Genomic DNA, 16,299 nt, shown 5'->3' on the forward strand with positions numbered 1-16,299 from the left:
TGTGTCCCCGCTCAATCCTCCGTAGGTGGCGGCGGTTCCGCCGACAGGAGGAGCCGCAACTCCCTGTCGGGATTCTCGTAGAGGATGTACACCGAACGCGCCGTGTCCATGACCGAGTTCAGCGTCCGCTGGAAGAACGTCTCGCGCAGGATGGCCGCCTCCTCGGACGAGGCCTGGTAGACGGGCAGCAGCTTGGCCATGGCCTCGGCGTCGGCCTGCGCCGTCTGCACCAGGCGTTCCTTGAAGCCGGCGGCCGACGCGACGATCTCGGCGGCCTTCGCCCGGGCGTCCTCCAGGATGGCGATGGACTCGATGCGGCCCTCGTCGATGAGCTGCTGGCGCAGACTGCTGGCGTTCTGTGCGTCCGTGAACGCCTGCCGAACGGCCAGGGGCTCGGTGGGGTTCTTGATGGCGTTGTCGATGACTTCGCTGGCTTCGACCGCCTCGACCCGGATGCCGAGCGGGATGCCCGCCCTGGCCTCGAACACGGCCACACGCCGCTGGAGTTCAAGGCGGATCTGGTCCAGCAGGGCCTGGCGCTTCAGGACGTCCATGACCTTCATCGAACCCACGACCTTGACGGTGGCGCCCAGCAGTTGCCGCTTGAGTATCTCCTCCGCGTCGGTGACGCCGAACAGGTAGGAGAGGGCTCCCGGGGCGTCCCCGCGCACGCGGTAGCGGGCGCGGACCTGCATATGGACGATGTTGGCGTCGCCCGTGATCAGAAAGCCGTCTTCCTGCACGCGCAATGCCGACTTGCGGGTCGGGGCGGGGCCCATCGGGTACTGCGTCCAGAACTCGGTTTCGACGGCCAGCGACCGTTCCTCGGTCGATACCCGCTCCACCGCTTCCCACGGCCACTGGATGTGCATCGTTCCGGGCTGCAGGGCCCATTCACCCCAGCTCGGCACGACCCGGCCGAAGCGCAGCTTGAACCGCACTTCCTGCGGCTGCACGTAAAAGATACCGCTGATCACGTAGAAGACGGCCAGGGCGATCATGGCGACCTTCAGCACCCGGAAGCTGCCCTTCAGGGCGTCGGCAAGGGCTCGCGCGCCCGCCTGCTCGGCCGCCACGTCCTCGGGGCCGCGAGGCTGTTCGGTCTCCGGGGTGCGCTCCTGCGGCACGTTCGTGCCGTCGGCCTGTTCCCTGTCGGCCATCATTCGCCTCCATCCGTCGTCGGGATCCGGACGGCGTCCGGGACCGTCAGATCGGGCAGTCCCGGGGTGCCCGTCCCGGCCTCGGACCCGCTGTCCAGGACTCCGAACGGCGGCGTCTGTGTGCTCAGCACGAACGTGAGCGGGCGCCGGGACTCCTCGGCGTTCGTTGCCATCAGTTTCAGCGATTCGAGCCGGCGCAGGAAGATGGCGAACTCCTGGTCACGCGCGAAGACCTCGTAGCTCTTGCCCGCTTCCGCCTCGCCTTCGGCGCGGATCCTGCGTGCATCGGCCTCGGCGTTGGCCAGCATGATCTCGCGTTCCTTGTTGGCCCGGGCCACCATCTGTCGTTTGAGCGCCTTGCCTTCCTCGGTCAGCTTCTCGGACTCGGTCGTCCGCTCCAGTTCCATGCGGCCGAAAACGGCGGAGGTGGCGTCCTCAGGGAGCGCGATCCACGTGATGCCCAGGTCGCAGATCTCGATCCCATAGTCGGGCCCCTCCACGGCCTGCTTGACCTCGCGGTAGACCTCCTCTTCGATCTGGTCGAACTTGAGCTGGCCGGGGTCCGTGTTAACCAGATCGCGCAGTGTGTAGCCGCCGAACACCTCCGGCGTGCGGCCGCCGATGATCTCCTTGACCCGTTCGCGCGCGGCCTCCGGGTCGCCCATGAAGGAGCTTTCAAACAGGTCCGGATCGATGATGCGCCACGTGGCGTAGACGCGCGGGATGAGCTGGTTCTCGTCGGGCAGTTGCATCTGGGTCAGCGGGCCGTCCACGTAGTTGACCCTCTGGTCCTGCTTGCGCACCTTGTCGAACGGCCACGGGAGCTTCAGGAACCACCCCGCCCGCTCGACGACCGGGACGTTGCCCCGGCCGACCTGCTGGCGCTCCAGAAGCGTTTCCCCGGCCAGTTCCAGGGGGGGCCGGATAATGCGCCTGAGCTTGCCGAGCCGGTATTGCGCGGCGACCTGGTCCACACGGACGCTGAAGACGAACAGGTAGCTGACCAGACCCACCGTGATCATGACCAGCAGAACCGTCGTTAGCCATCGTTTTGCCATCGGGTCAATCCTCCAGGGCATCCAGATCGTCCAGGATGAACGGACGGACCTTCTCTTGAAGATCGATGATCTGCACTTCGTGCGCGGTATCGGGGACCACGTAGACTCTCTGGTTCTCGAGCGCCAGTTCCAGCGCGTCGAGGTAGGTGCGGTACAGGTAGACGAACGGCGCCTTGCCGTAGACCTCCATCTGCGTCTCGAACAGGGCGGCCTCGGCCGCCGTCACCTGCGCCTGGTACTGGGCGTAGGCCGTTGCCGCCTCCAGGATCTCGGTGCTCTCGGCTTCGGCCTGCCTGTAGGCGCGGTTGCTCTCCTGCTCGCCTTCCTGGATCAGCGACTCGCGCTGTTCCAGGGCGGCGACCACCTGTTCGTAGGCCCGGGCGATCTCGGCCGGGGGATGCACGGCGTTGATCGTGGCATCCACCACCTCGATGCCCAGCCCCACCTGGTCCGCGCCCTTCTGCACGGCCGCCAGGTACTGCCGGGCCACCGCCGCGCGGTCCTGGGCCACCCACCGCAGGAAGTCCTGGCTGGCCGCCACCCGGCACATGGCCCGGAAGGCCAGCTTCTCCAGATGCGTGGTGGTGTCCTGCTCGTTGTAGTAGTAGGCGAAGGCCGCGTTCCCGTCGAGCCCTCCGCCCTCGGCGTGCTTGAGGCGGTAGTAGACGTGGCCCTCCACCCGAACCAGGTTGACGGCCGGCGCCTTCAGCGCCTCAGCCACCTGCACCTCATCGCCCTCCTTCTTGGCGACGACCGTCGGGTCCACGTCCAGCTCCTCACTGCTGGGCACCAGGAAGCTGGCCTCGAAGCCCTCGCGCGGATCAATGTGGAGTTCGCGCCAGAGAACGATGTCGGGTTCCTTCGTGACGGCGATCGGCGCACGCATGCCCGTGTGGCCTTCGTACACCTTGCCGACGGACACGTGCAGGATCGCCTCGCCCGGGATCCGGCGGGTGACCGCGAAGGGCCAGGGCGCCTTCAGGCGGAAGCCGGGCTGGATGAGCGTGGCCTTCAGGCCCTGCGCCCTGTCCTCGGCGCTGACGTACGGCCGCCCCAGCGTCTCGATGAAGGCGACTTCCTGCGGCTGGATGACGACCAGCGTCGTCAGGATCCAGAGCCCGAACGCCTGGACGAGGATCAGCGGCAGGATGGCCCGCTCCATGAAGTGGTAGAACCACGTCTCGGACACCTTGAAGCCGAACTGGTAGTCCAGCGTGGCGGCCATCGTCTTGAGCACGCCCTCGGGCTCGGCGAACAGCCCCAGCAGGCGGCTGTCGTACGGCGGCCGGGTCTCCTGGCCGGCCACCCGGGGGCGGTAGATGTCCAGAATCAGGTTCAGGAGCACCTCCAGCGCGACCAGCGCCATGACGGCCGGGATGACGAACGTCAGGATCCGCTCGCCCCACCGGATGTCGAAGTAGTACAACGCCATGGCCACCGCCGTGAGCACGGCCACGATCACGTTGCCCATCGTGTAGCCGGCGCCGGCCCTCAGCAGGCGGAAGCCGCGATTCTGGGCGATGCCGGCCGCGTACTTGCCGATCAGGAAGCCCAGGAAGCTGATGAAGACCATGCCGATCGCCACGGTGGCCGGGTTCGAGACGCTATAGGGCTCCCGGGTCCAGTTGTTCCGCGCGATCTGAACGGCGAAGAAGGCCAGCAGGCCGCTGAGAACAAGGCTGACGATCGGGACCAGGTACTTCTCGAAGAAGGCCAGACCGGCGCTTGCGCGCGCCGAGTCCAGTTCCGTCTCCTCGAAGATCTCGTCACTCAGCCGCGTGGCCCGGAGCCGCTCGCGCTCCTCGCGTTCCTCCTGCGCCAGGCGCCGTTGCCGCCCGTGGACCAGCACAAGGAACCAGACCAGGAGCCCCACCGCGACGTGCCACATCTCGGCGTCGACGGCGAGACTTCCGCTCTTCTCCCTCAATATGAGACACACCACCAGGAACGCCAGTTGGAGTGCCAGGCCGGCCAGGGCCGTCATCTCCAGTCTCTTCGGACGGGCCATCCTCAGGGTCTCTCCTCTGCGGTCTGCAGTTGGGGGCCTCAGGTCACTTCGCGACGCTCGAACAGGAATGCGGCAAACGCCACCATCGCCCCGCAGTAGACGACGGCGTACACGGACGCCATCTGCACGTAGGGCATGGGGATGAACGGCGCCTCGGACATGAGCGCGTCGCCCACCCAGAACACATGCAGGCTCGGCACGACGCGCAGCGCCGCCCAGGCCCACCAGGCGTCGTCTGCGAAGCGGCCGAACAGGAACTGCGAGATCATGCCCACGAAGAACACCGTCAGGCAGATCACGACGTTCACGACGACGTTCAGGCGAACCGAAGCCGCCACGGCGATGGAGCTGAGCACCCAGACGCCCAGGAAGACCAGCACCGCCGTCTTGGCCACCTCTCCGGCGTGGCGCTGCAGGAACACCATCGGAATGAACTGGAACTGCCAGGCCGGGCTGATCAGAAGCATGCCCGCCAGCGCCAGCGCGTAGAAGGCGAACGCCAGGGCGACGGCGGTCGAGGCGAAGTTCCAGCGGTAGAAGAAGTTGCAGTACATCCCCAGCCCGATCGCCAGGAACAGCGGCGCCAGAAGGGCTACGAACGCGGGGACGTCCGGCTCCCACGAGGCCGACGACGGCACGCCGATGCGCAACGTGGCCAGCAGCACGACCGTCAACACGAACCAGCTCACGGCCATGGCCAGGGAGACCGACAGGAACTTGCCCAGCACGAAGGTGAAGCGGGCCACCGGCTTGCTGAGCACCGCCCCGACCGTCTGGGCCTCGATCTCCCGGCTGATCACCTGCGTGGCGCTCAGCACCGCAATCACCAGACCCAGCAGCATGATCGTCGTCAGGCCGATGTCCACCATCAGGCTCTCGTCGCGCGCCATGCTGAACATCGTGATGGCCGGCGAGGCCCCGATCAGGACCATGCCCGTCAGTATGAGCACCCCGTAGACGGGCTGCCGGATGATCTCGCGGAACGAGTTCTTGGTGATCGCCCAGAGGGTGGAGATCAAGAGCGCCTCTTCTCAGCAGGCCGAACCCAGTGTCGGCGGATGATCGAAGCCGGCGGAGGCCCGTCCGGGTCGCCCGCCGTTCCCTTAGTGCGCATCCTGCGCCAAAGGTTCAATGCACCGTCGGCGCTTCTCATGCGTGCGTCTCCAGTGCGGCCAGGGCGGCCTGCGGCTCCACGCCCGCCCCCATGGCCGTCAGTCGGTCCCGGACGGCCACGCCCGGATAGACGACGGCCCCGAGCCGCCGGAAGAACTCGTTCCGACGCGCCCGATCGCCGCCGAAATGCGCCTCCGCCCAGGCGCCCGTCGCCCCCGCGCCGGCCGTCATGCGCAGCAGCGTGTGGCCCCAGGCGAAGTGCGCCCCGTCCAGGAAGGCACGGCGGTGCGGCGCCAGCTCCGGCACGTCGAACGAGTCGACGAACCTCTGCCCGTCGGCGTTCATCTCCGTGCCCACGATCAGCGGCATGCTGAGCCGGGCGGCGGCCTGGACCGCCGCGTTCAGATGGGCCGCCTTGACGGCCCTCTCCCGCGGGTCGGCGACGTTCCAGTTGCGGTCCGGGATGATGCAGACGGCCTCGATGCCCCGGCTCCGCCAGAACGCGAACAGCTCGTCCGGGTCCCGCTCTCCGTCATTCGTACCGTCCAGCCACCCGCCCACGGGCACCGCCCCGCAGTCGAGCGTCATGCGCACCACGGAGTTCAGGTCTGGGAATCTGCCCTCCTGCGGCGGCGCGTAGCCGACACCGCCGTGCTTCATCAGGCGCGCCCGGACGAGGGCCTTCAGTGCGACGGGATCGTCCAGGAGCGCGTGCACGCGCTCGACCGGCTCGCGGAGGCGCTCGCTCCAGAAGGCGGCCCGCTCCCGGCGGTCCGGAAGGACCTCGCGCGCCCGCCGGACGTAGGCCGCCAGCATGTGACGCTCGGTGACGTTCCCGGCCGGTGTCAGCGGCAGGAGGTCCGCCCGGTAGTCCACCGTCACGGGCTCCAGGTGGGCGTTGACCCGCTGGACCATCCGCTCGTTGCGGCGCCGTGCGCACGCGGCCATCTGCCCGAGCACGTCGGCGGCCTCCGACCCCGGCTCCGGCGGGCGCACGAAGCCCGTGCTCATCACGTAGGAGACGCCCGGCTCATGGGGCGAGTTCGTCACCCGGGCGCGATACTCCGGCACGAACACGCGCGTCTCGAAGCCCGCCACCGTCTTGAGGCCCAGCAGGCGCCCCGCATCCAGGAACTCCTCGGTGCCGTCCAGGACGTCGAAGTCCACGATGCCGGCGGCCTCCAGGCCGTAGATCCGGGCCTCCCAGGCAAACCGCGACGGGGAGTAGCCCCGCGCGTTGTAGGAGAAGAAGGTGTGACAGTGCAGGTTCACCTCGCTCCGGCGGGCGGCGGGCAGCTCGGCCGGGCACAGGCGGACGAGCCCTCTCAGGGCGCGCCGGCGCACGGCGGCCTCAGGGCTGTCCAACTGCGCCACGAGTGCGTCGATCTCGCTGGAACTCACGGGCAGGTCCGCACATGGGTTTCCGGCCGGAAGGTCGCCCGGGACGTCGGGCTCCAGACCACGCTACCCGCTCGGCCCGCCCGATTCAAGCGCCGCCGGGGCCGTCCGGGGCTCCGCCTCATTGACACGGCGGCCGCGTTTGGCCTACTATCTCGGAACCGCCGTCACCGGTGGGGGCGTCCCCTGGCAGGCGCCGGGGCTCTGGGCGGCGGACGCCCTTCCGAACCACGTCCTCTGCTCGTGAAGGATACACGCGGAATGCTCGAGGAAGCATGCAGGCTGCTGGAGCGCGCGGGCCGGCCGCGCATCTGCGTGGTCGGCGACCTGATGCTCGACACCTACGTCTGGGGCGACGTCTCGCGAATCTCCCCTGAGGGCCCCATCCCCGTGCTGCGCGTGGAGCGCCGGGACCACCGGCCGGGCGGCGCCGGCAGCGTGGCCGCCATGCTGACCGCCCTGGGAGCCGACGTGCAGCCCGTGGCGCTTGTCGGCGACGACGCTGCCGGCGCGGCCCTGTGCGCGTGTCTCGCCGAGGCGGGCATGAACACCGACACCGTCGTCGTCTCGACCGAACGCCCCACAACGACCAAGACGCGCTACATGGGCTACGTGCAGTCGGCCGGACGCGCCCTGCAGCAGATCGTGCGCGTTGACGAGGAGGCGACCCACCCCCTCTCGACGCGCGAGGCCGCCGACGTGCACCGCGGCGTCATGGACGCCGTCGCCCACGCGGACCTCGTCGTCATCGAAGACATGGGCAAGGGGCTGCTGGACGAAGCCCTGATCCGGCGCACCATCGCCGAAGCCGCCCGCCTGGGCACCCGCGTGGTGGTGGACCCCGAACGGACCCAGGACTACGCGCCGTACCGGGGCGCCGCCGCCGTGCTGCCCAACCGCTTCGAGACCGAACTGGCCACCGGCCTGAGCCTGCGCACGGAGGAGGACTACGCGCGTGCGGCCGACCGGCTCCTGGCCGACCTGGGGCTGGCCTGCGTGATGGTCAAGCTGGACCGCGAGGGCATGTACCTGGCCACGGCCGCCGGCGAGCGCACGCGCATCGCCAGCCGCGTGCGCCAGGTGGCCGACGTGACCGGCGCGGGCGACATGGTGACCGCCGCGTTCGGTGTCGCACTCGCCTGCGGCGCCTCCGAGCGGCTCGCGGCCGTCCTGGCCAACTTCGCCGCCGGCATCGAGGTCACGCTGCACGGTGCCACCCCCCTGCCGCGCGCGGAGTTGATGGGCGCCCTGCGTGCCGAGGCCGACCCCACCGCGCGCAAGATCGTGGACAGAGAGGACCTGGCGCAGATGCGCGCGGGCATGCGGGCGGCCGGCCGCAGGGTGGCCTTCACCAACGGCTGCTTCGACCTGCTGCACCTGGGGCACGTGCAGTTGCTGCGCTACGCGCGTGCGCAGGGCGATCTGCTCATCGTGGGCCTCAACACCGACGCGTCCGTGCGGCGCCTCAAGGGCCCCTCGCGCCCCATCAACTGCGAGCAGGTCCGCAGCCGCGTCCTGGCCTCGCTGGCCGACGTGGACTACGTCGTCCTGTTCGACGAGGAGAGCGTGCTTCCGCTCGTGGACCAGTTGCGCCCCGACGTGCTTGTCAAGGGCGGCGACTACACGGTCGAGGGCGTCGTGGGCCACGAGCTTGTGCAGTCCTACGGAGGCGAGGTGAAGCTGGCCCCGCAGGCCGAGGGCTTCTCGACCACCGACCTGATCCGCAGAATCGGAGAAAACGATGAAAGGCATGATTGAAGCCACCCTTCACGACACGGCCGCCGTGCACGAGGCGCTCATCGCCCAGAGCGACCGCATCGCCGAGATCGCCGGGCGCCTCGTGGACGTCTTCCGGATGGGCGGCTCGCTCTACCTGATGGGCAACGGCGGCAGCGCCGCCGACTGCCAGCACATGGCCGGGGAACTGGTCAGCCGCTTCCTGATGGAGCGCGCCCCCCTGCCCTGCCTGGCCCTGACGACCGACACGAGCATCCTGACGGCGATCGGCAACGACTACGCCTTCGCCGACGTCTTCACCAAGCAGGTGAAGGCGTTCGTGCACAAGGGCGACGCCGTCATGGGCATCTCGACCAGCGGCACCGCCGCCAACGTCAACGCCGCCATCGACGAGGCCCGCCGGCGCGGCGCGCTGACCATCGGCCTGACGGGCCGCGACGGCGGTGAGCTGGCCGGCAAGTGCGAACTCGCCCTCGTCATACAGGCCCAAGCCACCCCGCGGATCCAGGAGGCGCACGCCACCGTGATCCACATCCTGTGCGAACTGATCGAGCGCGCGCTGTTCGCCGACGCCATGTGATCGCCGCAGCAAGGTCCTGACCATGCGAATGCTCACGCTGGAAGAAGCCGTCTGGCGTCTGCTCCTGATCCTGCCCGCACTCACGTTCCATGAGTTCGCTCATGCGTACGCGGCGGAGCGGATGGGAGACCCGACGCCCCGGATGCTCGGCCGGCTCACGCTCAACCCCCTGGCGCACATCGACCCGATCGGGACGATCCTTGTCCCGATCTACGTGCGCTTCGGCTGGGCCAAGCCCGTGCCGATCAACCCGCGCAACTTCCGGGACCATGCGCGCGGCTCGCTTGTGTGCAGCATCGCCGGGCCGGGCTCGAACCTCCTGCTCGCCCTTTCCACCGGGCTGATCGCCCGGGGCCTGGCCGCGTTCCTGCCGCCGGAGGCGATCGCCTGGGACTCGGTGTTCGTGCGGTTCGCTTTCTCGTTCGTCGCCGTCAACGTGATGCTGGCGATCTTCAACATGATCCCCCTGGGCCCGCTGGACGGCCATCACGTGCTCGAGGCGCTCCTGCCCTATCCGCTACTGATGAAGTACCGCCAGTTCAACCAGTATGGCTTCTTCATCGTCATGGCCTTCCTCTTCCTGACCCCGCAACTGGCGGACCTCGTCATCTTCCGGCCTGCCGTGTGGGCGGCCAGCTTCCTGACCGGCTTCTGAGGAGGGCCTGCGGTGTCCGAGCGCGAGGCACAACCCGAGCCGGCCGCGCCCTTGAGCCTGGAGGGCTTCCGGGCGGAGCTGGAGGTCTTCAACGGGCCGCTGGACCTGCTGCTCCACCTGATCCGCCAGGAAGAGGTGGACATCCTCGAGGTGTCCCTGGCGCGGATCACGGACCGCTACCTGGCCGCGTTGCGGGCCATGGAGTTCTTCGACGTGAACATGGCGGCCGACTTCCTCCTCGTGGCCGCCACCCTGACCGAGCTGAAGAGCCGCACCCTGCTGCCCCCCGGCCCGGCGGACGAGGAGGAGGACGAAGACGACCCCGGGGCCGAACTGGTCCGCCGGCTGCTCGAATACAAGGAAGTGCGCGAGGCTGCCGACCACCTGGGCGAGCGCGCGCGCGAGCAGGGCACCCGCTTCCGCCGCGGCCGTGCGCCCGTGCCCGGCGAGGTCCAGGACGACGAGGCGCCTGCCCTGCTGGAGGACCTGGCCGTCTGGAACCTGATGGCCGCCTTCGCCGAGGTCGTCGAGCAGACGCAGTTGCGCCGCCCGCGCGAGATCGTGCACAGCGACGTGCCCATCAGCGTCTACATGGACGAGGTGCTGTCGGCGCTGGGCGAGTGCGGCGGTTCGCTGGAGTTCCTGGACTTCTTCGCCCACGAGCGCTCGCGGGCGCGCGTGATTGGCATCTTTCTTGCACTGCTGGAACTCGTGCGTCGCAAGTCGATCCACGTCCACGACCCGGGCGACCACCCGTGCCGGATACGGATCACGCTGCGGGACGACCCGGAGCCGGAGCCCCAACCGCCGGGCGGCGTCCCGGACCCTGAGGTCAGTTGAAGCCAGTCGGCACTTTCTGTTACCATGCCGTTTTCAGCGACTATGACATCAGACCAGGATCAGGACCTGACGGCCCCCGAGGGCATCCGGGAGTTCCTCCTTGCGCTTCTGGCCTGTCCGGCGTGCCGGCAGCCGGTCGAACAGGGGGACGGCATGCTGCGGTGCCGAGGGTGCGGTCGGGCCTTTCCGATTCGGGACGGTGTGCCCGTGATGCTCGTTGAGGAGCCGGCAACGGCCCCCGACGGCCCGTCGGGCTCCCCTCCATCGCCCTGAGAGAGGCAGCTCGTTTGCGCGCGATCATTTCCGACATCCACGGCAACCTGGAAGCGTTCCAGGCCGTCCTGACCGACATGGAGCGCCAGGGGGCCACGTCCGTGACCTGCCTGGGCGATTTCGTTGGCTACGGGCCGAATCCCAAGGAGTGCATCGACCTGGCCTTCGGCTTCAACATCGCCCTGCGCGGCAACCACGAACACGCCCTGCTGACCGAGTTCGAGAGCACGAACTTCAACGTCAAGGCCCGCGGCTCGATCGACTGGACGCGCCAGCAGCTCAACCCGCTCGGCGCCGACCGCGAGGCGAACCTGAAGCGATGGGACTTCCTGGATTCCCTGGAAACGACCCACAAGGAAGGCAACGTCCTGCTCGTGCACGGCACGCCCCGGGACCCCATCGCCGAGTACCTCTACCCTCGCGACATCTACCGTCCGGAGAAGCTCCAGGCCATCTTCGAGAAGGTCGACTGGCTGTGCATGTGCGGACACACGCACGTGCCCGGCATCTGGACGGAGGACATGATCTACCTGACGCCGCAGGAAGTGAACTTCCGATACCACCTGGTCAACAAGAAGACCCTGGTGAACGTGGGCAGCGTCGGCCAGCCGCGCGACGGCGACAGCCGGGCCTGCTACGTGCTCTTCGACGGAAGCCGCATCATCTTCCGCAAGGTCGAATACCGCGTGGAGACGACGGCCCGCAAGATCCGCGCGATTCCCGAACTCGACGCCTACCTGGCCGATCGCCTCCTGGAGGGCCGGTAGCGCACCCGACGGCCGTGCGGTGCCCGGCCGGGCGGCCGTGACTCGGGAAGGGCCCGCCTCGCCGTCCAGCGAAAGACCCCATGGATAAGAAGACCTTCGCCCAGTTCCTGATCTTCTGCAGCGCCGTGCTCGGCGCGTGGTGGGTTGCCAGTTACATCTGGTTCCGCCCCGAGCCTGCCGCGCCCCGGCCGCCCGAGGCGGCCCCGGCCGTCATCGCCGCCGCCGAGGCCCCCGAAGGCCGGTCGCCCCGCGCCCTGCAGGGCACCGAAGGCCCGGCCGCCGCCGTGCCCGACGAACCCGTCCCCGAACCGGCGACTGCCCTGCTCGACAACGGCATGATCCGCACGGAGTGGACCAACCGGGGCGGCGCACTGGCCCGGCTGGACCTCCTGGACGAGCGCTACCGGGCGCCCTACGAGGTGGGCGGCGAACGGCCGGTCCTGACCCTCCTGCGCGATTTCCAGGACGGGCTTTGCAGCGACGTCCTCGAGAGCCTGACCTTCTACGTGGCCGATCCGCAGGGCGGCGAACGGGTGCTCGAGTTCCCCGTCGGCGACCGCCTCTATGAACTCGCCCGCGAGCCGGGCGGCCGACTGGCCTTCTCCACCGTTGTGCGCGACCCGCACGGGCATGCCGTGGAGGTGCGCAAGACCGTCACCGCCGAGCCGGGGGCGCATCATTACACAGTGGACCTGGAGTTCCGCAACGCCGCCGAGGCGCCCTGCAAGTTCGCCTTTGCCCTGCGCGGACCGGCCGGCATCGAGCGCGAGTCCCTGGCGACCGGCAACCTGGGCACCCGCGTCGGGCTGTCCGAACGCCGCGACAGCTACAGCGTCAAGAAGACCTCCACGGGCGATCTGAGCAAGGGACAGCGGGTGAACGAATCCGCCGACATCGCCTGGGCCGCCGTGGTCAACCACTACTTCGTGGCCGTGCTGAACCCGGAGGACGCCGCGTGGGTCAACCGCGTCGTCTCGCGGTCGATCATCGACAGCGACCTGCTGGCGGGGCGCGGCCGCTGGCCCGTCGGCAGCATACGCCGGGAGGCCGACCGGGCGCGTCTGGCCGCTCAGAACGCGGCCATCGTGCTGCACAGCACGGCGCAGAAGCTCGAACCCGGACAGACGCTGCTTATCCGCTACGCGCTCGTGGCCGCCCCGAAGGAGCCCGCTTTGCTGGAGAGCTACGACCGCGGATTCGGCAAGCTGATCGAATACGGCATCCTTCCCGGGGTCAGCAAGCTGGTGGTGGCCCTGCTGAAGGCGGTCTACCGCGTCCTGCCGAACTACGGCGTGGCGCTGATCCTGATGACGATCATCGTGCGCGCCCTGCTGCACCCGCTTACGCGCAAGAGCCAGATCGGCATGGCGAAGATGCAGAAGCTCCAGCCCATGCTCGAGGAGCTTCAGAAGAAGTGCGGGGACGACAAGCAGCGGCTCACGCAGGAGCAGATGGAACTCTGGCGCAAGTACGGCGTCTCGCCGATGGGCGGCTGCCTGCCGCTCCTGCTCCAGATGCCCGTGCTGTTCGCCCTCTTCGGCGCCCTCCGGGCCGCGATCGAACTGCGCCATGCCGGCTTCCTCTGGGTCGAGGACCTCAGCCGGTCCGACACGCTCTTCACATTCAAGTTCTTCCTGCCCATCGTGCAGAACGAATTCAACCTGCTGCCCCTGCTGATGGCCGTCGTGATGGTCGTCACCCAGAAGTCCGCCATGCAGGCCTCCACAGAGCAGGCCCGTCAGCAGCAGAAGATGATGAAGTTCATGCCCGTCATCTTCGCCGTGTTCCTCTACTCCATGCCCAGCGGCCTCTGCCTCTACATCCTCACCAGCACGCTGGTCGGCACCTTCGAGCGATGGCTCGTGCAGCGCCACACGGACACGATCGAGCTGCGGCCCGTCGGTGAGAGCCCGCGCAAGGGCAAGCCGACTCGCCCCGGCACGCGGCCGGCAGGGCGGCCGTCGGGCTGGATGGGCCGACTGCAGAAGATGGTCGAGGAGCAGGGCAAGCCCGGCCCACAGCCGCGCCGCCGGCCGAAGAAGAAGTAGCGCCCCCCGCCCTCTCAGACCGACGCCTCGGCGATGTCCGCCTCCAGGCGCACCTCGCCGGCGAGTGAGGCGGAGACCAGACACCTCTCGGCGCGTGCCATCGCCTCCCGGGCGGCGCCCAGATGCCCCGTCGCCACCGTCACGGACGGCCGCACGGTGAACGATGTGAAGGCCGGTCCGTCCGCAGTGAACTCCAGGACCCCCTCCGCCGCCGACTCGTAGCGGATCAGGTCGACCTTCGCACGCTCCGCGTAGTGCAGGAACGTCGCCAGCGTGCACGCGTTCAGCGAGGCGACCAGCAGGTCCTCCGGCGACCAGGCGTCGCCCGGCCCGCCGAACTCGGCCGGCGGGGCGACCGGCAGGTCGGGCCGGTCGGCTGCCGTGCATACTCCCCGCACCCCGCGGTCCCATGCGACCATCGTCCGGTAGACGTAACGCTTCTGCGCCATCCCCGCCTCCGCTGCCGGCCCGGCGGCCTATTCGATCCCCAGCGAACTCTGATCGCCGACGACCAGCGCCCACTCGTTCCACAGGAACCACTTCGGGTTCTCGGACAGGTACTCCAGCGTGTTCTCCAGCATCTCGTAGTGCTGGTTCTCCTCGCGGGCGAGGCGCTCGAGCAGCTCGCGCGTGGCCGCGTCCTCCGCGCGCCCGGCGGCATCCCGGTACATCTGGAAGCTCTTCGTCTCCATCGACAGGGCCACGCGGACGGCCTCCCGCTCGGTCTCGGTGGCCTCTACGTCGGCCTCCTCGCGTGCGGCGGCGCGCGTGAAGATCGTGGCGATCTCGTCGCGCGGCATGGGCATCTTCGACAAGTCCACGCCGACGCCCTCGGCCACTTCGCGGACGATGCGCAGATGGCGTCGTTCGTCCGAGGCGAAGGACTCGAACATCCGACGGGCGGCCGCAGAGGAGCATTCCTCCGAGAGCTTCCCGTAGTACTCGGCTCCGTCGAGTTCGAGCTTCTGCGCCAGTTCCAGCGCCCTTTTCAGTTCGTCACGCATCCGTCCGTACCCCCTGATGAGTGGATCGTGTGCCCACCGTTTCGGTACAGCTTACGCAATGCCCCGCCGCCAGTCAAAGCGACACCCCAGGAGGCCGCCCCCGACTGCGGCCGGGTCTGGCGCGCCCATTGTTCCCCCGGGCCCGGAGTGCGTGGACGCCCCGGGGTCCGTCCGCTATAATGGAGCCTTTCACACGGTGTGCTCGGGCCGGCACGCTCGGTCCGCCCTGTCCTCGTGCCCATGGGAAGCGAACGTCTGATGGCTGATCGGACCCACACCGCGCGCGAGGTCCGCATCGCGTGCATCGGCGGGGGCGGGCGCCACTGGCCCCGCGAGATGATGATGGAGCTGGCGCTGCGGCCCGAGATCACCGGCACGATCGCGTTGTACGACATCAACTTCCCCGCCGCGAGCCGCAACGCGCGGTGGGGCCGCGAGGTGTTCGCGCACAGGGATGCCCGCACGCGGTTCCGCGTCCGCGCGCACCGCACCCTGGCCGCCGCGCTTCGCCGCGCCGACCTGGTGCTGATCTCCATCCAGCCGGGCCCGATGACCATGATGGTGTCGGACATCGAGATTCCGCGCAAGTATGGGATCCTCCACGCGGTGGGCGACACGGCCGGGCCGGCGGGCGTTGTCCGCGGCCTTCGGTGCGTGCCGCTGTACATGGAGTATGCGCGGGCGGTGATGGACGAATGCCCGAACGCCTGGGTGATGAACTTCACGAATCCGCTGGCGCTGTGCGTCGCGGCGCTCTACGCGGCCGCACCCGGCATCAAGGCCGTGGGCTACTGCCACGAGATGCAGTACAGGAAGCGTGAGCTGGCGGCGATCCTGCGCGAACGGTGCGGCCTGGAGGAGTGCCGGCCCGAGGAGATCGAGGTCGACGCCTCGGGCGTCAACCATTTCCTCATGGCCCGCCGGATCTCGTGGCGCGGGATGGACCTGATGCCGGTGCTTCGGGAACTCATCTCGCGCAAGGGGTTCTTCGCCGACCGGACGGAGGTGGCCCGGGAGCGGAAGGCCGGAGGGCGCTACTTCGAGGCGGACGGCCTGGTCGCGTTCGACTTCCTGCGCCGCTTCGGCGTCCTGGGCATCGCCGGCGACCGGCACCTGGTCGAGTTCGTGCCCTGGTACATCTCCAGCGAGGAGGAACTGCACCGCTGGGGCGTGGTGGTGACGCCGACGGAGTACCGCCTGTCCAGCCGTCCCGACGACCGCCGGGGCGAGCAGGCCGAGCATCCGGAGCGGCTCCGCAGTGCCGGGCCCGAGTATCCGCAGCAGATGCTGGCCCTGCTGGGCTGCGGCGAGATGCGGGCGATGGCGAACGTGCCCAACCGCGGGCAGACGCCCGACTGGCCGCTCGGGGCCGTGGTGGAGACGCACGCCGTCTACCGGCGCGACGCGGTCGACCCCATCGCGGCGCTTCGGCACTCGCCCATCGTGAGCGGCTGGCAGCAGCGCGCGATCGAGCAGCACATGACCACCCTGGAGGCCGCCCGGACCTGCGACCGGGACCTGGCCCTCCAGGCGGTGGCCCATGACCCCCTGGTGCGGCTGTCGACGGACCGGGTGTGGTCGATGCTCAACGAGATGCTGGACGCGACCCGTGCCATGCTCCCCGGGTGGAATCTCTGAGGGGTCGCCGCCCCTTGACG

At 69.0% G+C, this 16,299-nt stretch carries 15 protein-coding genes; 8 read left to right on the forward strand and 7 right to left on the reverse strand.

The genetic code is table 11. From position 1 onward, the window contains the following. Positions 1-11 precede the first annotated feature (11 nt). The 5 genes from GXY85_09775 to GXY85_09795 form a co-directional block, all read right to left on the reverse strand. Positions 12-1,160, reverse strand: a complete 1,149-nt coding sequence (locus GXY85_09775; GenBank protein ID NLW51111.1) for a hypothetical protein — start codon at positions 1,158-1,160, stop codon at positions 12-14. Next, positions 1,160-2,218, reverse strand: a complete 1,059-nt coding sequence (locus GXY85_09780; protein ID NLW51112.1) for a hypothetical protein — start codon at positions 2,216-2,218, stop codon at positions 1,160-1,162. The genes GXY85_09775 and GXY85_09780 overlap by 1 nt, the downstream gene beginning before the upstream one ends. 4 nt (positions 2,219-2,222) lie before the next feature. After that, a complete protein-coding gene (locus tag GXY85_09785) occupies positions 2,223-4,226 on the reverse strand; it encodes a hypothetical protein (GenBank protein ID NLW51113.1) in 2,004 nt (667 codons plus the stop codon). 38 nt (positions 4,227-4,264) lie between these two features. Then, the gene (locus tag GXY85_09790) at positions 4,265-5,245 is read right to left on the reverse strand and encodes a hypothetical protein (protein ID NLW51114.1); all 981 of its coding nucleotides are present in this window, start codon (positions 5,243-5,245) and stop codon (positions 4,265-4,267) included. Between the two features lie 130 nt (positions 5,246-5,375). Continuing rightward, complete coding sequence (locus tag GXY85_09795) at positions 5,376-6,740, reverse strand: hypothetical protein (GenBank protein NLW51115.1); 1,365 nt, start codon at positions 6,738-6,740, stop codon at positions 5,376-5,378. Between the two features lie 258 nt (positions 6,741-6,998). Here GXY85_09795 and rfaE2 point away from each other — a divergent pair, with 258 nt between their 5' ends. From rfaE2 to yidC, 7 genes are all read left to right on the forward strand, one after another. Beyond that, the gene (rfaE2, locus tag GXY85_09800) at positions 6,999-8,495 is read left to right on the forward strand and encodes a D-glycero-beta-D-manno-heptose 1-phosphate adenylyltransferase (GenBank protein NLW51116.1); all 1,497 of its coding nucleotides are present in this window, start codon (positions 6,999-7,001) and stop codon (positions 8,493-8,495) included. Beyond that, positions 8,479-9,054: an SIS domain-containing protein gene (locus GXY85_09805; protein NLW51117.1), complete on the forward strand. Its 576-nt coding sequence runs from the start codon at positions 8,479-8,481 to the stop codon at positions 9,052-9,054. Before rfaE2 ends, GXY85_09805 begins: the two co-directional genes overlap by 17 nt. 22 nt (positions 9,055-9,076) lie before the next feature. Further along, positions 9,077-9,709, forward strand: coding sequence for a site-2 protease family protein (locus tag GXY85_09810; protein ID NLW51118.1), 633 nt, complete (start codon positions 9,077-9,079; stop codon positions 9,707-9,709). 12 nt (positions 9,710-9,721) lie between these two features. Continuing rightward, the gene (locus GXY85_09815) at positions 9,722-10,549 is read left to right on the forward strand and encodes a segregation/condensation protein A (GenBank protein NLW51119.1); all 828 of its coding nucleotides are present in this window, start codon (positions 9,722-9,724) and stop codon (positions 10,547-10,549) included. A gap of 42 nt (positions 10,550-10,591) precedes the next feature. Beyond that, positions 10,592-10,822 (forward strand): hypothetical protein, encoded by a 231-nt coding sequence (locus GXY85_09820; GenBank protein NLW51120.1) that lies wholly within the window; start codon positions 10,592-10,594, stop codon positions 10,820-10,822. 14 nt (positions 10,823-10,836) lie between these two features. Beyond that, positions 10,837-11,589 (forward strand): metallophosphoesterase family protein, encoded by a 753-nt coding sequence (locus GXY85_09825; GenBank protein ID NLW51121.1) that lies wholly within the window; start codon positions 10,837-10,839, stop codon positions 11,587-11,589. Between the two features lie 80 nt (positions 11,590-11,669). Beyond that, on the forward strand, positions 11,670-13,637 hold the full coding sequence (yidC, locus tag GXY85_09830; GenBank protein ID NLW51122.1) for a membrane protein insertase YidC: 1,968 nt from the start codon (positions 11,670-11,672) through the stop codon (positions 13,635-13,637). Positions 13,638-13,651: 14 nt separating this feature from the next. Here yidC and GXY85_09835 read toward each other — a convergent pair whose 3' ends face one another. Then, positions 13,652-14,086, reverse strand: coding sequence for an OsmC family peroxiredoxin (locus GXY85_09835; protein ID NLW51123.1), 435 nt, complete (start codon positions 14,084-14,086; stop codon positions 13,652-13,654). A gap of 27 nt (positions 14,087-14,113) precedes the next feature. Then, complete coding sequence (locus tag GXY85_09840; GenBank protein ID NLW51124.1) at positions 14,114-14,641, reverse strand: ferritin family protein; 528 nt, start codon at positions 14,639-14,641, stop codon at positions 14,114-14,116. Positions 14,642-14,899: 258 nt separating this feature from the next. On the opposite strand from GXY85_09840, the gene GXY85_09845 reads away from it, so the two are divergent. After that, complete coding sequence (locus tag GXY85_09845) at positions 14,900-16,279, forward strand: alpha-glucosidase/alpha-galactosidase (GenBank protein ID NLW51125.1); 1,380 nt, start codon at positions 14,900-14,902, stop codon at positions 16,277-16,279. Positions 16,280-16,299: the final 20 nt, after the last annotated feature.

The sequence above is a fragment of the Candidatus Brocadiaceae bacterium genome (genome assembly GCA_012728835.1).
In the GTDB taxonomy this organism is placed as follows: domain Bacteria; phylum Planctomycetota; class Brocadiia; order SM23-32; family SM23-32; genus JAAYEJ01.

Excerpts from the sequence above, each read along its gene's own strand:
- GXY85_09775 (NLW51111.1), bottom strand. The coding sequence starts at position 1,160 with ATGGCCGACAGGGAACAGGCCGACGGCACGAACGTGCCGCAGGAGCGC.
- GXY85_09780 (NLW51112.1), bottom strand. The coding sequence starts at position 2,218 with ATGGCAAAACGATGGCTAACGACGGTTCTGCTGGTCATGATCACGGTG.
- GXY85_09785 (NLW51113.1), bottom strand. The coding sequence starts at position 4,226 with ATGGCCCGTCCGAAGAGACTGGAGATGACGGCCCTGGCCGGCCTGGCA.
- rfaE2 (NLW51116.1), top strand. The coding sequence starts at position 6,999 with ATGCTCGAGGAAGCATGCAGGCTGCTGGAGCGCGCGGGCCGGCCGCGC.
- GXY85_09805 (NLW51117.1), top strand. The coding sequence starts at position 8,479 with ATGAAAGGCATGATTGAAGCCACCCTTCACGACACGGCCGCCGTGCAC.
- GXY85_09810 (NLW51118.1), top strand. The coding sequence starts at position 9,077 with ATGCGAATGCTCACGCTGGAAGAAGCCGTCTGGCGTCTGCTCCTGATC.
- GXY85_09820 (NLW51120.1), top strand. The coding sequence starts at position 10,592 with ATGACATCAGACCAGGATCAGGACCTGACGGCCCCCGAGGGCATCCGG.
- yidC (NLW51122.1), top strand. The coding sequence starts at position 11,670 with ATGGATAAGAAGACCTTCGCCCAGTTCCTGATCTTCTGCAGCGCCGTG.
- GXY85_09835 (NLW51123.1), bottom strand. The coding sequence starts at position 14,086 with ATGGCGCAGAAGCGTTACGTCTACCGGACGATGGTCGCATGGGACCGC.
- GXY85_09840 (NLW51124.1), bottom strand. The coding sequence starts at position 14,641 with ATGCGTGACGAACTGAAAAGGGCGCTGGAACTGGCGCAGAAGCTCGAA.
- GXY85_09845 (NLW51125.1), top strand. The coding sequence starts at position 14,900 with ATGGCTGATCGGACCCACACCGCGCGCGAGGTCCGCATCGCGTGCATC.